Origin of the sequence: Priestia sp. JSM ZJ58 (assembly GCF_044383985.1) — a bacterium.
GTDB classification, from domain to species: Bacteria; Bacillota; Bacilli; order Bacillales; family Bacillaceae_H; genus Priestia; species Priestia zanthoxyli.
Genome location: NZ_JBISEM010000004.1, coordinates 23,712 through 40,564, shown reverse-complemented (window position 1 = coordinate 40,564; position 16,853 = coordinate 23,712). Strand labels below are relative to the sequence as shown.

20 protein-coding genes are annotated in these 16,853 nt (G+C 32.2%); 1 reads left to right on the top strand and 19 read right to left on the bottom strand.

Annotated elements, in window-relative coordinates; genetic code table 11:
- Positions 1 to 290: 290 nt before the first annotated feature.
- The 16 genes from ACH6EI_RS24220 to ACH6EI_RS24145 all read right to left on the bottom strand — a co-directional run bounded on the left by ACH6EI_RS24220 (position 291) and on the right by ACH6EI_RS24145 (position 12,344).
- Positions 291 to 947, bottom strand: a complete 657-nt coding sequence (locus ACH6EI_RS24220) for a class I SAM-dependent methyltransferase (RefSeq protein WP_189643549.1) — start codon at positions 945 to 947, stop codon at positions 291 to 293.
- A 105-nt stretch (positions 948 to 1,052) separates the two neighbouring features.
- Entirely contained in the window at positions 1,053 to 1,892 is an 840-nt protein-coding gene (locus ACH6EI_RS24215) for a class I SAM-dependent methyltransferase (RefSeq protein WP_098563538.1), read from the bottom strand.
- 294 nt (positions 1,893 to 2,186) lie between these two features.
- Positions 2,187 to 2,945, bottom strand: coding sequence for an alpha/beta fold hydrolase (locus ACH6EI_RS24210; RefSeq protein WP_108674910.1), 759 nt, complete (start codon positions 2,943 to 2,945; stop codon positions 2,187 to 2,189).
- A gap of 25 nt (positions 2,946 to 2,970) precedes the next feature.
- Positions 2,971 to 3,432 (bottom strand): SRPBCC family protein, encoded by a 462-nt coding sequence (locus ACH6EI_RS24205; protein WP_108674909.1) that lies wholly within the window; start codon positions 3,430 to 3,432, stop codon positions 2,971 to 2,973.
- A 15-nt stretch (positions 3,433 to 3,447) separates the two neighbouring features.
- The gene (locus ACH6EI_RS24200) at positions 3,448 to 4,272 is read right to left on the bottom strand and encodes a cyclase family protein (RefSeq protein WP_108674908.1); all 825 of its coding nucleotides are present in this window, start codon (positions 4,270 to 4,272) and stop codon (positions 3,448 to 3,450) included.
- A 1-nt stretch (position 4,273) separates the two neighbouring features.
- Positions 4,274 to 4,576 (bottom strand): carboxymuconolactone decarboxylase family protein, encoded by a 303-nt coding sequence (locus ACH6EI_RS24195; protein ID WP_108674907.1) that lies wholly within the window; start codon positions 4,574 to 4,576, stop codon positions 4,274 to 4,276.
- 13 nt (positions 4,577 to 4,589) lie between these two features.
- Positions 4,590 to 4,958 carry a cupin domain-containing protein gene (locus ACH6EI_RS24190; protein WP_189643546.1) on the bottom strand — a complete coding sequence of 123 codons (369 nt, stop codon included), beginning with the start codon at positions 4,956 to 4,958 and terminating at the stop codon, positions 4,590 to 4,592.
- A gap of 19 nt (positions 4,959 to 4,977) precedes the next feature.
- Entirely contained in the window at positions 4,978 to 6,489 is a 1,512-nt protein-coding gene (locus ACH6EI_RS24185; protein ID WP_108674905.1) for an AMP-binding protein, read from the bottom strand.
- A 26-nt stretch (positions 6,490 to 6,515) separates the two neighbouring features.
- Positions 6,516 to 6,887, bottom strand: a complete 372-nt coding sequence (locus ACH6EI_RS24180; protein WP_108674904.1) for a holo-ACP synthase — start codon at positions 6,885 to 6,887, stop codon at positions 6,516 to 6,518.
- 6 nt (positions 6,888 to 6,893) lie between these two features.
- A complete protein-coding gene (locus ACH6EI_RS24175) occupies positions 6,894 to 7,517 on the bottom strand; it encodes a class I SAM-dependent methyltransferase (RefSeq protein ID WP_108674903.1) in 624 nt (207 codons plus the stop codon).
- A gap of 15 nt (positions 7,518 to 7,532) precedes the next feature.
- Positions 7,533 to 7,772 (bottom strand): acyl carrier protein, encoded by a 240-nt coding sequence (locus tag ACH6EI_RS24170; protein WP_098563548.1) that lies wholly within the window; start codon positions 7,770 to 7,772, stop codon positions 7,533 to 7,535.
- Positions 7,773 to 7,787: 15 nt separating this feature from the next.
- The gene (locus ACH6EI_RS24165; protein WP_108674902.1) at positions 7,788 to 9,005 is read right to left on the bottom strand and encodes a beta-ketoacyl-[acyl-carrier-protein] synthase family protein; all 1,218 of its coding nucleotides are present in this window, start codon (positions 9,003 to 9,005) and stop codon (positions 7,788 to 7,790) included.
- Positions 9,002 to 10,273 (bottom strand): beta-ketoacyl-[acyl-carrier-protein] synthase family protein, encoded by a 1,272-nt coding sequence (locus ACH6EI_RS24160; RefSeq protein WP_108674901.1) that lies wholly within the window; start codon positions 10,271 to 10,273, stop codon positions 9,002 to 9,004. The genes ACH6EI_RS24165 and ACH6EI_RS24160 overlap by 4 nt, the downstream gene beginning before the upstream one ends.
- A 23-nt stretch (positions 10,274 to 10,296) precedes the next feature.
- Complete coding sequence (locus ACH6EI_RS24155) at positions 10,297 to 10,938, bottom strand: ferritin-like domain-containing protein (protein WP_108674900.1); 642 nt, start codon at positions 10,936 to 10,938, stop codon at positions 10,297 to 10,299.
- A gap of 19 nt (positions 10,939 to 10,957) precedes the next feature.
- Entirely contained in the window at positions 10,958 to 11,788 is an 831-nt protein-coding gene (locus tag ACH6EI_RS24150) for a class I SAM-dependent methyltransferase (protein ID WP_098563552.1), read from the bottom strand.
- Between the two features lie 34 nt (positions 11,789 to 11,822).
- Entirely contained in the window at positions 11,823 to 12,344 is a 522-nt protein-coding gene (locus ACH6EI_RS24145) for a cupin domain-containing protein (RefSeq protein WP_397378234.1), read from the bottom strand.
- 432 nt (positions 12,345 to 12,776) lie between these two features.
- Between ACH6EI_RS24145 and ACH6EI_RS24140 the strand changes: the two genes are divergently transcribed.
- Positions 12,777 to 13,967: a TrmH family RNA methyltransferase gene (locus ACH6EI_RS24140; protein WP_189643542.1), complete on the top strand. Its 1,191-nt coding sequence runs from the start codon at positions 12,777 to 12,779 to the stop codon at positions 13,965 to 13,967.
- Positions 13,968 to 14,008: 41 nt separating this feature from the next.
- Here the strand turns inward: ACH6EI_RS24140 and ACH6EI_RS24135 are convergent, their stop codons facing one another.
- The 3 genes from ACH6EI_RS24135 to ACH6EI_RS24125 all read right to left on the bottom strand — a co-directional run bounded on the left by ACH6EI_RS24135 (position 14,009) and on the right by ACH6EI_RS24125 (position 16,742).
- Entirely contained in the window at positions 14,009 to 14,419 is a 411-nt protein-coding gene (locus tag ACH6EI_RS24135; protein ID WP_108674897.1) for a YjdF family protein, read from the bottom strand.
- Positions 14,420 to 15,130: 711 nt separating this feature from the next.
- Entirely contained in the window at positions 15,131 to 15,796 is a 666-nt protein-coding gene (locus ACH6EI_RS24130; RefSeq protein ID WP_108674896.1) for a restriction endonuclease, read from the bottom strand.
- Positions 15,789 to 16,742 (bottom strand): toprim domain-containing protein, encoded by a 954-nt coding sequence (locus tag ACH6EI_RS24125; protein ID WP_108675002.1) that lies wholly within the window; start codon positions 16,740 to 16,742, stop codon positions 15,789 to 15,791. The genes ACH6EI_RS24130 and ACH6EI_RS24125 overlap by 8 nt, the downstream gene beginning before the upstream one ends.
- Positions 16,743 to 16,853: the final 111 nt, after the last annotated feature.

Here is a 16,853-nt window from a genome sequence, read left to right as displayed (position 1 = left end):
TTTTGGTATCAGTTACAATTAGGGTTGTTAAAGATTAAAAAATAAAACACTCAATACATCAAATTATTATCTTCTATCGGACAGATAAATTAATGCATTGAGTGTTTATTTTAACTTTAATCCATACTTAGCCTCTAACTTAGAAGCAACATTTTTATACTATCTACATACTTTATTTAAATGTTTTCAGGTGTTCAGATACTTTTCCAAAATCTTTTTATACCGGTTTTGTTTTATATGCATATCCAGTTTAAACATTTAAGATCTTATATAAATATATACTTAAATATTTATTTCTTATACCATAAGCAACTCCAACCATAGGTTGAGTTTACATGGTCTTTTTTGGATGTGATTAACTCCATCTTTTCACAAATGAAATGATGGTTAAAAGTCTCCCAAATTTCACTGCTAGATACCCCAAAGTTATGCTTAATAAATTCATTAACTTCAATAGATTGAGGGGCTCCCGATGTTTGACTAGAAAAACATCGCATCGTAAATAAACCTCCTGGTTTTAAAACTCGATTTATCTCGTTAGCAAAAGCCTCTCTTTGTTCAGGTCGCATACAGTGAAAGCAACCACGATCTGTAATTACATCTATACTGTTATCTTTTAATGGCATATTCAAAACATCTGCAACTTTCCAATCAACGTCAACTCCATAAAAATTCGCTAATTGTTTAGCTTTTTCTATGGCATCCTTGGATATTTCTAGTCCAATAACATTACATCCTCTTAAAGCCATAAATACTGATTCAGTTCCAACTCCACAGCCAATGTCTAATACTTGAGAACCTTTAGGAATTACTTCTTCTTCAACCATCTTAACTAATTCTGGAGAAGCGGTACCAACTGTCCATTCGTATTCTGACGGCTTAAATTTTGAATATTTCTCTTGATAATAAGTACTAATTTGCTCAGAGTTAATTTTTTGAGTATTCATAATCATATTCTTCCTTTTCTAATAATTTTTATTTGGATTCATTTTACTTAATATAATGTAGGGAATAATATTTTCTTACAAGTTGAAGGAGATTATATGACTTACCTACTCATTTAACTTTTTCTTTTTTGCCTCCATAAAAAACATTTTATTAAAGCCCATTTTTACTTCTTTCATAAAATCTTTTTCTATATCTTCTCTTGGTATCATCTCAATTTCGTTAAAACCGTAACATTTTAGCTGTGCTTTTAATTCAGTAGGCGAAAATAGCCCTCTCCACGGTTCTCCTATTTCTTCAAGAAATTTTAAATTTTTTTCTACATATATGTTGGCTGGTTTTCCATCTTTTAAATATGAATCTTTATTTAAAAAATCACATACAAAGGTAATACTTTCTAAATTTCTAGAAAAATACTCGAGAACTTCATAAACATGTTGAGGAGTAAAATAATAAGTAGCTCCTTCCCAGATAATAAGGGTATTAAGTTTAGTATCAAGGCCTTCCTTTTCTAATAAACTTATTAAATTAGTAAGTTCATCTGTTAAATCGAAAGGAATAAAGTCGTAAAATGATGTGTCTATTTCTGCCTTTTCTATAACCTCTTTACAAAATTCTTGTGAATAAGGATGGTCTATGCTAAATACCTTCTTTTCTTCCCATCCAGCGATATCTAATACACTCAAATCTAAGCCTGCACTCAAGATAATTAATTGCTCAAAATTATCTTTTTGCTTCTTTAAGAGGTCTCTGAAATATAAGCTTCTTAGAACAACGCTTCTAGAGAACATATTGTTAGAACCATTATCTAATATCTCTCTTCCTTTTATAGCGTTAGGTAGATTTAATAAAAGACGGGAAGAATAATTGTCTCTTAATTCTTCGGAATATTGAGAACGTATAGCGCATACTGCTTCCATAGTTATACTTTGTGTTTTTAGTGTCATGTATGTTTTTCTCCTTATTTTTGCACTTATTTAAGATTTATTATTTATTTTTTACCATTCTAGCTCTAGAGCGCCACTCATTTTCGTTTAAAAGATATATTCCAAATATAGCTTTTTGATCACAAAACCTACACTTTGCAAAGAAATTAATTCGGTTTACATGAGGGGTTTTAAAATGGCTAATACCATCCTTTACATGTTTTGAACAAATACATAACATTACAATACTTCTCCTAGTAATAATTAATCTTATAGTGATACCTTATTAATTTGTAGTAAGCATACTTACATTGATCATTTGAGAAATATATTTAGCTTCTCTGCTATTAAATTTGGGTATTCAACATGGACATAATGACTACCAACTGCTAGTTCGACAAGTTGGGAATTTTGTATTTTTTTTGCTAAGTTTCTAGAATGTCTAGGTGATATAATAATGTCATTTTTGCTCGTTATTATTATCACTTTATTTTTGATTAAGTGAGATAGGTTTCTTAGATTATAATTACTGGTATTCATAAAATCAGTATGTTTTTCATTCATCCTAATTTTATATAGTTCGTCTAAAATTAAATGAACTTTTTCTGGCGGTATATTAGGAGATAAGCCGTTCCTTTGTATTTTCATATCCCAAGAATTCTTCCTTGCTTGCATCAAGAAATCAGGATGCAAGTTAATATAGTCGGAACTACATATTAAAGCTATTTTATTTACAAGACGTGGATAATTAATTGTGAAATTTAAAGCTATAAGTCCTCCTAAAGAATGTCCTATTAGATTAAATTTATTAATTTTCAACTTTCTGCTTAAATAGAGAATAAATTCATTAACACATCTTATATCCTCTAATACCAAACCTTCCGATATCCCATGTCCTGGTAAATCTACTGTTATAATAGGAATATCGCTTCTCAGTTTTTTTATTAAAGGATACCAGTGAACACTACTGCCTCCAGCACCGTGAATTAATAAGGAAACATTTTCTGTAGAAAGATTATTAAAGTTAATAGTTTCGTAATAAATATTAACACCACTAAATTTTATATATGGCATTTAAGTTCTCCTTTATTAAAAACTATTAGATTGATTTTGTGCTAAGTTGTTCTAATTTACTTTTTATAGATTTCATTTGTACTTTCGTATTCTCATTAAGGAATGTTTCCATTTCTTCCTCACTTAAAGGGCATTTTGAATCCACTTGGAACTTCTGAACCCAAGTCATTTCTACCTCGTTATCTGAAATAATATTATATGTCCAATGGATATGCATGAACTTAAAAGGAAACTTAGGATCCAACCGTTCTGCAGTTGCTTCTTTATTTTCTTTATCAATAATACGTCGTGAAATCCATGTTCTGGAGGGCTTATTTTTTTCAGGAAATGTAGAAAGCTGAAATAGTATCTCATTCTTTTCTCTTTTTAATACTTTTGATTCTTGATACTCAGTAAATAAGTTGGTCCAGTTGTTAATATCATTTGTCTTATCAAATACTGTATCAAAATCTTGTTTAATATGAATTGAGTTCTTAGTATACCCCATACTTACATTCCTCTCTTAATCAAAAATTCCAACCGCCCTAATCCAACTAGCATCTGCCCCACTTAATCGTAATGGAAAACAGGAGACTATAAAATCACTCTCAGGCAATTGTTCTAGATTAGTCAATCTTTCTATTTGAATATATTCTTTTTCTCTCCCATAGAAGTGACAAGGCCATAAAGCATTTGTATTATGTGTTTTCCAAAACTCCTGTAACATAATTCCAAAGGGCTTATCAAATCCATAAGTATCAATACCTATAACTTTAATACCTTTACTAATTAACCATTCAACTGCATCTCTTCCCATTCCGGGAGCGTGTGTAAAGTATTCTCTAGTTCCCCAAAGTTTATCTACTCCAGTCCATATAAGAACTATGTCATACGGGTTTAATTGATAATTTATTTGTTGGAGATAACATTCTATATCATTTTTAGTAATAGTTTCTCCCGGTTTTTTATTAGTCATATCTATTTTGACTGCTGGACGATAAAACCAATCTAATGGTAATTGATCCACTGATTTTGCTATTTCTCCTTCACAAGTAGAACCATAGTGAATAGGTGCATCAAGATGTGTTCCCATGTGAGTTGGCATCGTAACCGTATCTAAAGCTAGAAATTCTTGATTTGGAAAATCAGTATGTTTTATCTTTCCATGCCCTAATAGGTGTTTAATAAGTTGGAAAATTCTAATTTTTAATGGTGAATTTTTATTCCAAGCGACTTTTCTACAAAACTGTTTTGCACCTTTTTTATGAGATAGTCTTTTTAATTCTACTTTCATTGGTTCGGATAAGGAATTTTCTATTTTTACACTTAAATCAATTATTTTGACCAATTTATTCCCCTTCTTTTTGAGAAATAATTTCTAGTGCTTTTTCGAAGGCCAATGTAACGTTAGATATACCTACTGCTGGTAAAGCTAATAAAATTGCCCCTAATACTTCTTCTTTAGTAGCTCCTGCTTCAAGTGCACGAATAACATGGGTATTGATTCCTCGTATCCCCCTATTGGTAGTAAATATTCCTATTAATATAAGTTCTTTTGTTTTTAAATCAATTTTTGAATACTCTGTAACAGAATTAGTTAAATTAAAAAAGCTTCTTGAAACTTCTGGAGCTTCAACCATGATGTTTTTCATTAATATCTCTCCTTTATAAATTTCTGTGCCCTTCACGTGCCGTAGGTGCTAAAGGGGCTGTTGCAAACACTACTTCAATGTCCTCTTCTCCTATATTTTCAATTGAATGGATGGTACCTTGAGGAATAATTAAGGCATCTCCAGCTTTAAAATTTAGTTGATCTAAATTTCTTAAAATAAGTTTACCGGTACCTTTTTGTACGTAAAAACACTCCTCCCCATAATCATGGAGGTGTTCTTTAACAATTTCTCCAGGTGGAATTGTAGCCACACCCATAATTAATTGAGTAGATTTCACTGTTCTAGGCGACAATAAGACTCTCACTTCCCCACCTTTGTCTGTTAGTGGAGTTATGTCACTTTCATGTACTTTATAATTCATGAGCTTTTTAAATCTCCTCTCAGTATTCATTCAATAATTTCCTGTTCACTTTTCCATTTTGATTTCTAGGAATTTTATTAACTTTTTGTAAATGCTTCGGCACTTTATCTGAAGATAACTTTGAACGAATTAATACTTTAATTTCTCTCTCTAACTTTTTTGTATCTATAATATTTTTATAAGTACAGTAATAACACTTTATAGTTATTGTGCCAGTTCGCTTGTCCCTTTCAGGACACACTACAACATCAGAAATATCCGTATGCGACAATATACAATTTTCTATTTCTGAAGGCATAATCCATTTACCGTTTATTTTAAAAGTATTGTCACTTCTTCCGATATAATGGTAGAAACCATCCGAATCAATTGAATATTTGTCACCAGTTCTATAACCTTTTCCTTCTTCATATTCGATTGAATAGTTAGAGTACTCTTTCATCATACTATCACCTTGAATGTACAACTCTCCGACTTCCTCTTGTTTTACCTTTTCCCCATTGTCATCATATAAAGTGGCTACATATCCATAGATAGGCCTTCCTGAACTTCCCGGTTTACAAGCTCCCTTCTTATTACATATGTATATATGCAACATTTCTGTAGATCCTATACCTTCATAAATTTCTGCATTAAAAGTACGAAACCAATCATCCCAAATAACTTTTGGAAGTTGCTCTCCCGCAGACAAAAATAGTCTAATATTTGAAGGGCAAAATTTTTGAATATGGTTTACAGATAAAATATGAGAATATATGGATGGGATTCCGAAAAACACAGTAGGTTTATACTTATTCACTTCAGATATAATATCGAATACGTTACTAGAAGATGATATTATACTTGTGGCCCCTACGAATAATGGCATATATAAACTATTTCCTAGACCATAAGCGAACGGCATTTGTACAGCTGAATAGATAATATCTCTTCTATTTAATTCAATAGTTTTTTCGGCATATGAAGTGGCAGAAATAATCATACTTTCATGCTTATGTATTACACCTTTTGGCTCACTCGTACTTCCTGATGTATACAAACAGAATGCTATATCTTTTTCATTACAAGGTTCAGGGGAAATAGAACCTCTTATTTTGGATAGCTTATTAGTTAAACTTTCCTTATCATCCACTATAAAAACCTTTATAGTGGATGATGGTATTTTGTTGACATATTCTTTGCTGGTTATAATTAAATCTGCTTGGGAATCATTAAGGATGTTGTTAATGTCTTTTTCTGTACACAAGATATTTATAGGAATTGGAACTGAACCTATCCAGATAGATCCCCAAAACGTATAAATAAAATCCATAGAATCAGGAATAAATATACAAACTTTATTTTTTTTTCTGATTCCTAAATCTTTTAAAAGTGCAGCCATTTTGTTTACATTTTCGTAAACTTGTTTGAATGTTACATAATCTTCTTCGTATATATAGGCTATTTTATTAGGCAAGTTTTTCAAATGTTTTTCCAGGAAATGTACTGCTACGTTATTCGATTTTTTAGTTATAATATTATTCATAGACATTTCAAAAGATCAAACCTTTATATAATTTATCTTGAAGCAATTGCTGTAGTCAAAACGTGTCGGTCGATTATTTCCCAATTAATTACTATTTTTGTTATTCGATTTAATTTCAATATTCTTTCCGCATTATTGTACAAATTCACTCTTACTTTATCCTTGAAAATTATAGCTTCAATATCAATCCAATTTATATCTGAGAGACCTGTACCAAGGGATTTCCCCACAGACTCCTTTGTAGAAAAACATATAGTATAATATAGTCCAGGATTCAAAGCTGTTCTACACTGCTTCAATTCATCTTTAGTAAAAATCATTTCTAGTTCACTATCCTCGTATCTTTTAGTTAAATTCTCGATACGAGCTATAGGTTCTAAGTCTATTCCCGTCCCTATAATCAATTTCTTTTAAGCTTTAAACCAGATTGTTGACCATCCTAGAGGTAACTGCCTTTGTTCAGTCGAAAAAGAGAGTACTCTTTCCATATGCTCTAGATTGAAGCTTTCTGCAAAAGTATCAATCAACTCCGAAGAACTAATGCGACGTGGTTGGGGGCCACCTGGAATCTTATCCGAGAAACAACGCAGTACTAACATCCCACCCGGTTTTAGGACTCTTAAAATTTCTTTAACATAAAGAGGTCTTTCTTCATTAGTTAGATGATGAAAGCAACCTTGATCACAAAAAACATCAAATTCGTTATTATCAAATGGTAGAGAAAGAGCATCAGCAACACGGAAATCAACATTTACCCCATAAACATCAGCTAATTGTTTAGCAGTTTTTATAGCTGATTCTGAAATATCGACTGCTGATACTTCCATATCTCTAACAGCTAAAAAAACTGCCTCGGTACCAATACCACATCCAACTTCAATTACTTTAGATCCTTTTTTTATATTTTGGTTCCACACTAATTCAATTAACTCTGGTGATGCTGTACCCGCCGTCCATTCATGTTTAGATGGAGTTTTTTCTGAGTAAGCCTGAGTAAAGTAATTTCTCACGACCGATTTTTGTTCTAATTTCATTTTATTTTCCTCCTATTATGCTTTCACTTTTTCTGTTAATTGATTATTTACCATCTCTATGACAGCTCTTATAGAGAAATCTTGATTCGATTCTAATTTGATAACTGCATTAAAATGGCGTTTCATTTCTAACGCAATCTGAACGGTTTCAGTAGAATCTAAGGCTAGATCGCTTTTTAATAATGCTTCTTCTTTAATTTCTTCTTCAGGTATCCCTAGTTCTAATAAAATTTCTTTAATTGCTTCAAAAATCATTTCCCATCTCCTCCTTTAGATTACCTTTTTAATTACCATCGATATATTTACTCCATCTCGAGCAATAGAATTGACTAGAAAATTTTGTGTTTCTTTATTTTCCACCCCAATAATTGGATTAATGTTGTTATTTAAAATCCCACTAAGTCTAAAAAAAGGTGGCATCTGCTTATTTTGTATACTTAATAATCCACAAGCAATCTCTGTAGAAAAACTAGCACCATATAAATGTCCATAATTACTTTTAGGGATACTTAATGGTAAGTGTGAGTTATCCTTTTTAAACAATTCATTCAAAGCTTCTAACTCTAAAGTATCAGTAACATTTAATCCTGAACCCTCTGGAAAGATTAAGTCTATCTCAGAAGCAGCCAACTCACTTTTCTCTAAAGTGGACTTAAGGTTTTTGAGATAAGTATGGCTATTGTTATGGTTATCGTTATTTTTAGAAGCTGTAGATCCCAAAATTTCACCATAAATTTGTGCATCACGTTTAATTGCATGTTCCATTTCTTCTAATATTAAGACCGTACTTCCTTCTCCTAGAACTAATCCTGTATTCTTATGACTAAAGGGCTTGTACGCGTTTTTTGGATCTTCTATAGAAGAAAGATCTCCTGTACCGTAATAACAATTAATCCCAAAGGCCGTAATTGGTGCTTCTGTTCCACCAGCTAATACTATGTCATTATGCCCCATCTCTATTGAACGGGTAGCAAAATACATAGCACTTGCTCCACTCGCTCTATCGCTTATAAAACTCTTACTATATCCTTTAATTCCATTAGATATAGTAACGTACCCTTGAGGGGCTGTTGGAAACCAAGCAGTTGCTTGCCATGGATTTACCATTAACGGACCCTGAGAATAGTACTCATAGAAACCTCTTTCACAAATATCCCAACCTCCGGAGTTATTACCAAAAAAGACTCCAACCTTAAACGGATCTACTTTATCCAATTCTAATAAGCTATCATTTAAGGCAAGTTTAGAAGCTCCTAGAGCATAGTGTGTAAATCTATCGGTTTTAATTTTCAAACGCCTTGGAACATATTCTTCCACATTAAAATTTTTCACTTCAGCAGCTAATTTTACTGGGAATTTATCTGTATTAAATCTCGTAATCTTATCTATATTTAGTTGATTCTCTTTAATTGATGACCAAAACTGCTTTTTTCCTATGCCGGATGGTGTAACTAGACCAATTCCAGTTATTACAACTCTTCTTTTCACAGAGGGATACCTCCATATTTTTTAAAAATCGCAGCTGAATGTATTCCTCCAAATCCACTAGCAGTAACTAAAGCTGTATTAACTTCTTTTTCAACGAAATGATTAGGTACATAGTTTAAATCACATTGTTCATCTTCAAACTCATAATTAATAGTAGGATGAATCTTTGAAGTTTTTATACTCATTAATGCTGATGTTGCGCCCATTAAGCTAGCTGAAGATAGGGAATGACCAATCATAGATTTTGTTGAACTGATAGGTATATCGTACGCTCTATCCCCAAATACATTCTTATATGCGTTTGTTTCAAATAAATCGTTTTGTGGAGTTGAACTTCCGTGAGCATTTATGTAATCGATGTCACTTGGTAATACTTCACCCAAAGTTAAAGCTCTATTTATTACCTCACTCATTGATTCTCCATCTGCCTTTAAATCGGTCATATGGTGAGCGTTGCTTAAACTATAAAAGCTTGTAATCTCTCCATAAATTTTTGCACCACGTTTAATTGCATGAGCTTCATTTTCCAATACTAAAAAAGATGCCCCTTCTCCTATTACAAATCCAGCTCTTTTTTTATCAAAGGGTCTTGAAGCTCTGCTTGGATCACCTTCAGCAACTGATAATGATCCTATGATGTCTAAAGTAGCGTAAGTGAATCCCACATGGGGGGCTTCAGAGCTTCCGACCAACATGACTGAAGCTTCTCCATTTTTTATTGCTTCATAACCTAGACCTAAAGCATCTAATCCTGCTGTACAGCCTGTAGAAAGCGACATGCAGTATCCTTCAAAACCATAGCTTTTTGAAAGGAGGGACGCACTGTGATTAAACATTCCTGAATTATAAAAGTTAGGACCTATTGGCTTATAAGTAATAGGAGACTTACCATAATCACTTAAATCTTCAAATGTTTTTGCAACACTTGTGGTTCCGCCTATTGCTGAAGCAAAGATTACCCCACATTCCTCTTTTTTTAAATTCTTATAATCTAATAAGGAATCGTCTAATGATAATTTCCCTGACAGTACTCCATATTGCACAAATTTATCTTCCTTTTCTAAAGAAGGAAAGAGCTTTTTTACGTTGTATTCTTCCAGATTAAAATTTTTTATAGTAGATGCTACCTTACTGTTGAAACCTAAGTTTTCCATAAAATCACTTTTTTCTATATAAGATTTTCCAGAAATAAGGTTTCTCCAATATGTATCTATTCCAATTCCATTTGGTGCTACAACCCCAATTCCTGTAACAACTACTTTTCCCATAAAAACGCTCCTATTATTTATTTTTATATGTTGACAAAGACCTTTCTAGCATTTTTCATTATTTCCATTGCTTCACGTGTTGCTTTATATGCACGCTCCTGAAGTTCTGGCGTTGTACAATATTTCTCTAAAAGTTTTTTTCCAAAAGAAACATGAAAAAGTTCGTCTTTCGCAACCTTCTCTACGGTTTTTTTAATAGATTCCGGAAAGCGATCTTGAGCAAACTCCATAAATCCTAAAACCGAGCTTTCTGAAGCAATATTATGTGCTGCCAGTCGCTCCACTAAATGCTCTAAACCAGGATAATATTCTTCCATTAAATACTGCCATTCTTTTGGGGGAACAAAGCTATCAGGATTAGGTACATAATCAGCAAGGTGCTTTCTTAACCACACATAATGATTAGCTTCATCTTCTATTTGGTGAGCAAAGTTCACAAGGGCATCTACTTCCTTGGTCGATTTTAACCAATCACCAATAAAATATGTTGCTGCTTTTTCATAATAAACAGCAAAATTAAGCCAATGCTTTATAACAAATTCAGGGAGTTCCTCCCCTTCTTCAAGTTCTAAAGTGATTTTCTCTGCTTTCTCAATCTGATCATTAGTTACTTCTTCCATTAGTTTTTTTACGAATGTTTTGCTATCTGTTCCAATAATCGACATTCAATCCCTCTTTTCAAATTTAATAATTTGATATGTTTGCAAAAAACCTTTGACCCTTGGTCATCTTTACATAATTTAATAGCTCTTCTTCTAACTTCTCTCTAGACTTTACCTCTATACTATGGAACCCACACTTGTTTAATATCATTAGCATTTTCCTTAGTTCAACGAAACCTTTCCATGGTTCTCCAATAGATTCTAGAAACTCTAATTTCTTCTTTATTGCCAATGTGATAGGAGCGTTATTTTTAAAATAATCACACTTATTAAGGAAATCAAAAGCGAAATTTAATTTTTCGAACTCTTTTGAAATATTTGAAATCAACTGATATATTATTTCAGGTTCAAAATAGTAGGAGGCTCCCTCCCATAAGATTAAAGTTGGAGAAGAGAAATCTACTTCAACTTTCTTTAGTTCTTCTATTAGCTTTACCGAATCGCCATTAAAGCTATAAGGTATAAAATTGATATTGTTAACACAAATATTCAGTTGATTAAAAATATTTTTTGTAAAATCACATAAATAAGAACTATCAACATAGAAAATCTTGGTGCTTTTTTTTAACGAATCAATAGATAAGGGTTTAGGATCTAATCCAGCATTCAGTATGATTATTTGACTTACTGAGTGAGCTGCCTCAATCATTACCTTTCGAAAGAATAAACTTCTTAATAAAATGGTTCGCGAAAACTTTCCTCTTGAAATTTTGTTAAGTATTTCACAATTTTTTTGAGCTTTTGGTAAGAATTCAATAATTGATTCTGAATAAGAATCTTTTAATTCATATTTGTATGAGGCTCTAACAGCACAAATTGCTTCTATAGTAAAATTATTAGAAAAACTCTCCATAAATAATTGTTCACCTATTCTATATTGAAGATGATTAAACTTTAATAGCTGAACGCAAAGGAATTGAATTAGTTGAATAAAAAAATCGCATAGATTTCATTCTTCTCTTGTCAGTTAATTCAAACCATTGCCATAACCCTTCAGGTACTTGAATATATTCACCTTTCTGCACTACTACTTCGAACTTTGTGCCGTCGGTGCCTAAAAATCCAAATTTAGCTTCACCATCAACAAAATACCAGTATTCATTTTCATAATGAAAATGAATAGGCGAAAACTTTTTAAGTATAAAATCTAAATGTTCAAATTCAGGATAAAAACATACTACATCCGAACGGTATCCAGATTTATCTTTGAATTTTTCTACTATATGAGAATAAGAACTTATTAATTTGTTTCTCTCATTTTCATTTAAAGTATCTTTCTTTTGGTATTCTAAAACTAATTCATTTATATCAAACTTACCAATCTCAATACCAAATTTTCTCATAATCAGAGAAATATTATTCATATCATAAATCTCCAAATTATCATTAATGATATTTAAGTAGGCCATTTTACTCACTCCTTTTCCGTTTGAAAAATCACAACATGGGAAATTATGTATCATTTTTCTAATTTTATCAATATTTTTCTTTAAAATTGATATTATATTACTAATTCCCTGGTTGGTGTTTATTTTTTATAATAATAAAATTTAACGTTTCAATGGAATAAAATCATGTTTTTTTAATATAAAAAATATATTTATATAATAAAAACCTAACAGAGGTATGCTTAATAGTTAATTTTACCTACAATTACGTAAATTTATCTATTGAATTCTTTATCAGAACTAAAAAAAATTTGAATATATACCATTAAAGTAATATAATGTATTTTATTGTTAATTAATACAATTAAGATTGTTGACTAAGAAGTACATTTATTAAGTTCTTAAATTGGTAGAAAAGTAAATATTGTACGTTATCCAAAGGATTGATTTATAGTGAGGAATATAGAGAAGATTGAAAAACTGAAAAACCCTTTTATTCAAGAAGCGAGGGAATTATCGCAAAGTAAATTTCGTAATAAAACTAACAGATTTTTGTTATATGGAGCCATACAACTGGACTGGGCCATTAATTTCAACGTAAACATTGACCATATTTTTATTAGTGAAAAATTAGATGCTACTGATTATGACCAATATAACACTACTATTTTTAGGGTTTCCGAAGGGTTGTTAAAGAAAATTTCAGGTACTAATTATGTAATTCCATGTATAGGTGTAGCTAACTATTCAAAGAAAACGATACTAACAGACTTTACGATAGTATTTGATGGAGTACAGGATCATGGAAATATTGGAACAATAATTCGTACCGCCAATGCTTATGGCATAAATGAATTTGTTACCACTAATAAGGAGTTTGATCCGTTTTATCAAAAAACTATAGATTCTTCGAGAGGATCTGTATTTAATTCAAGTTTTCTAAAGCTTTCTTCTCCCAAAGAAACTATAGACTTATTAAAAAAAAGAGGATATCAAGTAATTGCAACTAGTCCATATGGGGACTCTATACAATCTATTTTTGAATTAGCCAAAAAGCCCATTGCACTTGTTCTTGGAAATGAAACTAATGGGATTTCTAAGGATATTAAAGAAAATGCTGATAAACTTATTCAGATTCCAATGTCAAGCTCAGTAGAGTCTTTAAATGTTGGTGTAGCAGCTGGGATTAGTATATATGAATTAAAAATGAAAGAGGCAATTACTATGTTAACTGAGAAAATTAATAACTCTATTGGAAGAGAAATGGGGGAAACTTTAGAAATAATTAAGAATTTATACGATAAAAAGCTAAAAAGTATTAGTGAATATAACGCTAATCAAATTATTCTTCTTATGGTATTAAACTCCAATGAAAAACTCCAAAAAACTGAATTAAAAGAACTAATTGGTTACGACGAGGATTCTATTACAGAAACCTTAAATATACTCATTTTAAATGAATTAGTAACAGATAATGGTGAGAAAATATATATAACTCAAAAGGGAAAAGAAATTCTAGCTAAACTTTGGTTTATACACGAACAAGTGGAAGATATAGCTCTTAAAGGGTTTAGCATAAAAGAAAAGAATAATTTTACTGATTATTTAATTCGTGTAAGACAAAATTTGACACATACTAGTTAAAGTAATAGCTGTTATAGAAAAAACACCGTATAGGATGTTTTTTATCTTCCACGGTGTTTTTTCTTGCGCTTTTCTACCTTTAATTGTCTTTTCTTTTCTTTTTCCTCTTCTCGTTGCTCGCGAGAAAGCACTTTTCGCTTTACTTTTCTATCTTCAAGCTCTAATTTCAGTGCCTCTTGAGCTTTGGTAGAAGCGCCTTTTTGCTTCATTTCCTTTCCTACAGCACGTGCTAATCGTTTAGGATTTATATGCTGTTCTTTCTTTTGATTAACCTTTACACCTGTTGTAACCCGTTCAAGTAATCTCATCATTATGTGGTTTACAAAGTATAATACTTCTTCATCTTTTGGCTCTTTGCCAAAAATATGTTTACAAACTTTTAAAACCCCATCTTGATTATCTTCAACAATTCCTACCCAAAACTGGCCATCAAAGTAAAGTGTTAATTTCATCAGAAAACCCCCTCTAACTATATAACAGAGTGATGGACATCCCGAGGGGGGAAGGCTACTAATATTAGTATGATTCAACTAATACGTCTGGACTACCAACCAAACCGTGATTTTTCACTCTATTAACCATTATATGAAAATATATACTTTTGTAAAGCGTTGGTAATATAATAACTTAAGTGTGACATTTAAAAGTTGTTCGTACGTATAGTTTATTTTACGAATATTTTTTGATGTTTAAAAAGACGCCATTACTATGCTTTCTATATTAAAGGAAGTATCTCTTCCTATTTATTGATTGGGTTTTAAGTTTTGTTTTGGTTTTTTATTTTTAAATAAGCGTGGAACGTTTGACCACCTTATTTACAGCAAATTAAGAAAGCTACCTTAAAATGGTATGCTCCCTTGGCATTGAAGGAAAGTTGTCTTTTCATTGTTTAACAAATTAATACGTTAGCAACCATCATCTTGATTTTAAATATTATCAAAAAATGTTCTTCATAAAAACTCTCCTCTTTTTTATATTTTTATAAGAAACGAAAAAACACCTTCTAATTAGAAAGGTGCTTTCTCGAGACAATCATTTCTGAATACAAACCTAGTTAATCAACGCTTTTGACATGCAGAGAAACGCTCTCTGACGAAATTAACTTGTATTTTGCGTATAACTAAATTTCAGCACCTATTTAGAGCAAGAAAAAACAGACCTTACTATACTGAAGGTCTGCTCTTACTTACTTCCTTGTTAATTTTCTCTGTATGACGACAAGAAGGGAAAGAGGAACAACCAAAAAAACGAGTACCATTCCCATCTCGTACGACTAGATCCTGCCCACATTTCGGACACTTACGAGGTTCTGGTGTGATATTTTCAAAGATTTCTCCTGCCTTGAAAACAGGATTGACTTCATTAATAAACTTTTGAAGATCCGCACGATCCACTAAAGTCACACCACATGCAGCTGCAAGCTCTTTTGCTTGTTTTGTGAAATAACTATTGGTTACAACCCACGCCTGATTCGCTTTATAATACGCTTTTGCCCCATACACTTCTTGTACAGCTGAAATACTGACTCGATTTTTAATTCCGTATCGTTTAGCTTGAATGACAATCTTTTCTTTGCCTTTCATCACTAAATCAGCCCCAAAGTCACCAGACTTTTTGGTCACTTGTGGTTTATATCCTAGCTGTTGGAAAAGAGCCTGCAAGTAAATTTCGAATTGATAACCATCCATTTTATCAATATAGGGCATGCCCGATTGGGCTAACTCTTTCATGTACCTCCGTTCACGAAGGACACGGTAAGCAAATTGAGAAAGTTTCACTAAAATCATGATAAGAAAGAGGTAAAATACACCTTGAAACACTTTATCCATTCATTGAAAGCTCCTGTTCAGTTTGTTTATTCCGGAGACGTGATGCTACAGGTTGAATGTTTTTTCCATTCTTCTTTAATGCGTCGTTCCAATCTTTCGCTCCCTTTGGAATATCTGCTCTTATTAAATCAGCATTAACGATTTGGTTCATTTTGTCAATAAATTCTTTTCCCCCTTGGTCATTATCGACAGCTAATACCATTTCTTTGATGCCTAAGCCTTCTCTTCGAGCTTCGATATAAGATTGAGCAACCGTTTTAGGCTTTAAGCCATTCATACTAATAAGGCGTGTATTCTGCAATTGGTTTTCTTGTATACTCCAATAAGAAAGCAAATCAATTGGACTTTCAAAAAAATGAATTTTATTTGGGCGACCAACGTCAACTGAAAAGCCTGTATGGGGGTTATCGTTCGGTAAGACTTGTTTAAAGGAACCACGCTTATTACTTATCGAAGCTGTGCCTTGTCGATCCGCCCCAATTACTTTTCCTTTACCTCCATGTTCACGCCATTTAAACACCACATTGTTCCGTTTGTCCTGGGCGATTAAATCTTTTTGAAGAAGCCAGTCAACCAACCGAGAATCTATTTTACGTTCCCTTATGAGATAATCCTTTATTTTGCTTTGATCCTTTACTTCTAACTCTTTTGGATAGCGAAAAGGCTCTTTTGATGGTGAAACCGACGGTTGCCCATGTGACTGTGAAAGCTCTTTATAATTGCCTTTATTAATATCTAATACAGCTTGTGGAAAGGACATCCCATAATACATTCGAGCGAAACTGATCGCTCCATACCCTGTTTCATTCCGGCTATTCCAAGCGTACATATTTCCTTTGATGAGTAAGCTATCATGTTCCGTATGACGATAATACTTTCCTTCTTTTACAAAGGTTTCGCCTTTGGCTTCCAGATACGACAACAAATCAACATCTCGCGCTTTCATGATTTCCCCCTCATTGACGTGTTTTCGTTCTCCCACCTAATCCCTCCTTCTCTTTCACCCTATGAAAAAAGAGGGCTTTTCAGCCCTCTCATTTCTTTTCACCTTTTGCTT